Annotated in this window: 5 protein-coding genes; 3 read left to right on the forward strand and 2 right to left on the reverse strand. The window is 37.2% G+C overall.

Annotated features, from left to right (window positions below; all coding sequences use genetic code 11):
* The first annotated feature begins 808 nt into the window (after positions 1 to 808).
* Together repM and FTV48_RS14210 are read left to right on the forward strand one after the other, a co-directional pair.
* Complete coding sequence (gene repM / locus FTV48_RS14205; RefSeq protein WP_004870947.1) at positions 809 to 1,792, forward strand: replication initiation protein RepM; 984 nt, start codon at positions 809 to 811, stop codon at positions 1,790 to 1,792.
* Positions 1,789 to 2,085, forward strand: coding sequence for a hypothetical protein (locus tag FTV48_RS14210; RefSeq protein ID WP_004870949.1), 297 nt, complete (start codon positions 1,789 to 1,791; stop codon positions 2,083 to 2,085). Before repM ends, FTV48_RS14210 begins: the two co-directional genes overlap by 4 nt.
* Here FTV48_RS14210 and FTV48_RS14215 read toward each other — a convergent pair.
* Entirely contained in the window at positions 2,082 to 2,393 is a 312-nt protein-coding gene (locus FTV48_RS14215; RefSeq protein WP_004870952.1) for an HU family DNA-binding protein, read from the reverse strand. The two genes, FTV48_RS14210 and FTV48_RS14215, sit on opposite strands and share 4 nt — an antisense overlap.
* Before the next feature lie 2 nt (positions 2,394 to 2,395).
* Positions 2,396 to 2,683: a mobilization protein gene (locus FTV48_RS14220; protein ID WP_114676158.1), complete on the reverse strand. Its 288-nt coding sequence runs from the start codon at positions 2,681 to 2,683 to the stop codon at positions 2,396 to 2,398.
* Positions 2,684 to 2,892: 209 nt separating this feature from the next.
* Between FTV48_RS14220 and mobQ the strand changes: the two genes are divergently transcribed.
* The coding region (mobQ, locus tag FTV48_RS14225) for a MobQ family relaxase (protein WP_180000738.1) at positions 2,893 to 3,803 on the forward strand (911 nt) is incomplete at its 3' end.

Here is a 3,803-nt window from a genome sequence, read left to right on the forward strand (position 1 = left end):
TGAGGGATTTACTGGAAAACCATGAAACATCCATAGTACACCATATAAAATTAGTATTACTAAAGTTACCGAAAAGATGATTCCTAATACCTTCACTTTTAAGTCTTCCTAAAATTAACATAATACAGCTTATACGAAATGCGTTATAATTATCTATAGAAATCAATGCTGTAGTTTCTAGTTGATAGCCCATCTTTGCCAAGGTGGGCTTTTTTTATGATTTTTCACGTTCCACGCTCAATAAGTGAGCAATGTTTCACGGTTTTGATTAGATATTTTAATCAGTGCAATAAGAACCGAGCGAGTGTCTACGAGCGATTGAGCATTATAAAAATTTTGCCCCTGCCTTTTCTCTGATTACAAGCTCCCTTTCGATTTTAAAAGGTAGGTACAGAGCATCCCGAATGGGTGCGAACTTTGGAGCTTTTGCTTTTCAAAAAGTATGAGCGAAGCGAATACATTACTAATGCTTTTGCTTTTAGATTTCACAAACATGATTAACTAAAAACTGCCCCGCGAAGCGAGGAACGAGCTTCAATAGAGTACGAGCTTTAGCGAGTACATAGGGCAGTTTTTAGCACTCCCCTCTTTTTAATAATTTTATAATTTTATAATTTTAGACCACTTATTCATATTAATAATCAATGACTTATATTGCTATATCTATACGTTTATGCAGTCTTATCTATACGTTTATGCAGTCTTATCTATACGTTTATGCAGTCTTATCTATACGTTTATGCAGTATTGCTATACATATTTAATCAATGTAATATAATTACAACTAAAAAGAATGTATGTATAAAAAATGGCAAATGATTTAGTTATTAAAAATAATGCGTTAATTGATGCAAGTTATACCTTGAGTCTAGTAGAGCAACGTTTAATAGGGTTAGCTTTAGTGAAAGCCAATAATCAGCATCAGGAAATCACCAGTGATACAGTTCTTACCATACATGCAGGGGAATATGCTGAACAATTCAAGGTTGATAGTTCAGTGGCTTATCGAGCATTAAAAGAAGCATCAGAACGGTTGTTTTTACGCTATTTCTCATACACCTTATATGGCTTGGAGTTTGGTAAGGAATACACCCTTAAACGTCCCAAAAAGCTAAGAGATTGCGATATACCAACCGTTATGAAATCACGATGGGTACAAAAGATCGGTTATACAGAATCAGAGGGGTTATTACACTTCCAACTTACCAGTGATGTTGTCCTATTGGTTGCTAATTCAAAAGAATATTTCACAAGCTATTACTTATCACAAACTACAGACTTTACCAGTACCTACGCTACTCGATTGTTTGAACTCCTCATGAAATGGAAAAATGTAGGACATATTCCATTTATTGAAATAGAACAATTACGAGGGCAATTAGGTGTAGAACCTAAGCAATATAAAATAATTTCTAACTTTAAGTTGCGAGTCCTAGATGTGGCTGTGGAGCAAGTGAATCAACATTCAGACTATACGATTAAATACGAGCAACATAAGCAAGGGCGGACAATTACAGGTTTTTCATTCAAATTTAAGCCTAAAGTAGATAAAATCTCAAAAAAAATAATATCCAAGCAAAATCGTAATAGCCCCGATTTTTTTATAAAATTGAGCGATCCACAACGCCACCTATTTGCCAATAAAATGTCTGAAATGCCCGAAATGAGCAAATACTCACAAGGTACGGAAAGCTTTCAGCAATTTGCTATTCGTATCGCTGACATGCTTTTAGAGCCTGAAAAGTTCAGAGAGCTTTATCCATGTTTAGAAAAAGCAGGGTTTCAAGCATGATGAAATTAACCAACCTATTAGAAGAATTTCACGGTACACAAGCTGAATACCTCGACATCATAAATTATGAAATTGCGAGGGAAAATATATGCGGTTATATCTTCCTATTATCCCGAATATCCCAAAATGCCGAACCAACCGAAAGAATGCAGCTGGAAAGCAAAATAGAGGACTTAATTTACTATCGGGATAATTTGCAGATCGAAGATAAAGAAAATATCCAAAAGGTCTTAAATGAGCTAATTCCAGAGTATAAAGCCGAACAAGAACAACAGAGAGCTAAGAAAAATTAGGCTTTCTTCTTAGCTTTACTTTTTTGCTTTGGCTTAACAATAAATTGCTCTCCCAAGGCCTTTCCTTGTTTAAAAGTGACGATTTCCTTAGCTTCAATTTTAAGTTTTTCGCCAGTTTTAGGATTATGCCCCATTCTTTCGGCACGCTGTTTTACTTCAAAAGTCCCAAAATCAACTAATCGGACATTTTTATCTTCAACTAGGGCTTCTGTAATGACTTCAAGAACAGAATTAAGCACAACTCTTGCTTCGTCTTGATTAATATTTAATTTAGGCGCTAATTTGGCAATTAAATCCGCTTTATTCATAATTAATTTTCCTCAATATTTGGTAAGTCAAAAAGCTGTCTATCTCTATTTTCAGTTAAATATTCATTAAGTTCCGTGAGTATTTTTTCTTTGTTAGCTTCATTACTTTGCATCTTTTTAATTAAATAAGAACCGAGCAAAATTTTACGCCGAGTATCATCCTTTCTTTCCTGCTCCTTTTTCTTGGTTTTTTCTCTTGCTTCGATAGCCTGTTTTTGAGCTTTTAACTGTTTCAGCTTCTCTAACTGGGCTTCAATTTTCTTTTCGATATTTTCAGCAGATTTTGTCATAACGGTTAAATTCGGGATATAGAAAACTACTCAAGCATAAGACCCTATGAATTGAAATTCAAGCGGGTAATATGCTATCGTGTTTTTCATGAAATGCGCACTTACGACTTGGATTTCATCCAAGTCAAAGTTTGCGTAAGGGGATACCCCTTAACCCCAAAAAACTGCTACGCAATTTTTTAAAAGCAAAAGCATCTCAAGGCGACTGCATGGCAATCTATCATTGTTCAACTAAAACGGTGAACCGAAGTTCAGGACGAACTGCGGTTGCATCAAGTGCCTATCGTGCAGGTGAAAAACTAGAAGATGAACGCACAGGGCTGACCCATGACTTTACGAGAAAAGACGGTGTCGCCCATTCTGAAATTATCTCTAATTTAGATATTGAAATTGACCGTGGCGAACTTTGGAACTTGGCAGAAAAAACCGAGAACCGTAAAGATGCCCGAACCGCTAGAGAATGGGTGATTGCCCTGCCTGATGAATTAGACGCTGATCAACGTAAGGACTTGGCAAAAGACTTTGCCAGGTCCTTAGTCGATCGCTATGACGTGATCGCAGATTTAGCTATCCATGAACCCAGCAAAGGCGGTAACGATAAGAACCATCACGCCCATATCATGCTTACTACCCGAAAAGCAGAATTAGATACAGACAAGAAACTTACCCTAACCACCAAAACCGATATCGAACTCAGCAATGCCAAACGAAAAAGCCTTGGTATGGGGACAACCCAAGAAGATATTAAGCAAATTCGAGAAACATGGGCAGACTTAGCCAACAAAGCATTGGAACGTGCAGGCTACCGAGAAAAAATAGACCACCGCAGCTATGCCGATCAGAATAACGGACTACAAGCCACCATCCATGAAGGCACTAAAATCACCCAATTACGCAGACAAGGCATAGACACTGAAATCAGCCGTTTTAATGACAATGTGAAACAGCAGAACGCCCAACAGCTTGACCAACAGAAACAGCAGAAAGAGAGCATTTTACAGCGTGGTTTAAACCGTGTCGATCAAGGTTTTGATCAATGGCAGAAGAACCAAGAAACCAAACGTCTAGAACTGGAACGCCAAGCGGAAATGAAACGACAGCAAGAATTAGATAAACAACG

The sequence above is a fragment of the Acinetobacter sp. YH18001 genome (genome assembly GCF_013416975.1).
Lineage (GTDB): Bacteria > Pseudomonadota > Gammaproteobacteria > Pseudomonadales > Moraxellaceae > Acinetobacter > Acinetobacter pseudolwoffii.

What these genes read in the sequence shown, in the direction of transcription:
- FTV48_RS14210 (WP_004870949.1), top strand. Translation starts at nt 1,789, where the DNA reads ATGATGAAATTAACCAACCTATTAGAAGAATTTCACGGTACACAAGCT.
- repM (WP_004870947.1), top strand. Translation starts at nt 809, where the DNA reads ATGGCAAATGATTTAGTTATTAAAAATAATGCGTTAATTGATGCAAGT.
- FTV48_RS14215 (WP_004870952.1), bottom strand. Translation starts at nt 2,393, where the DNA reads ATGAATAAAGCGGATTTAATTGCCAAATTAGCGCCTAAATTAAATATT.
- FTV48_RS14220 (WP_114676158.1), bottom strand. Translation starts at nt 2,683, where the DNA reads ATGACAAAATCTGCTGAAAATATCGAAAAGAAAATTGAAGCCCAGTTA.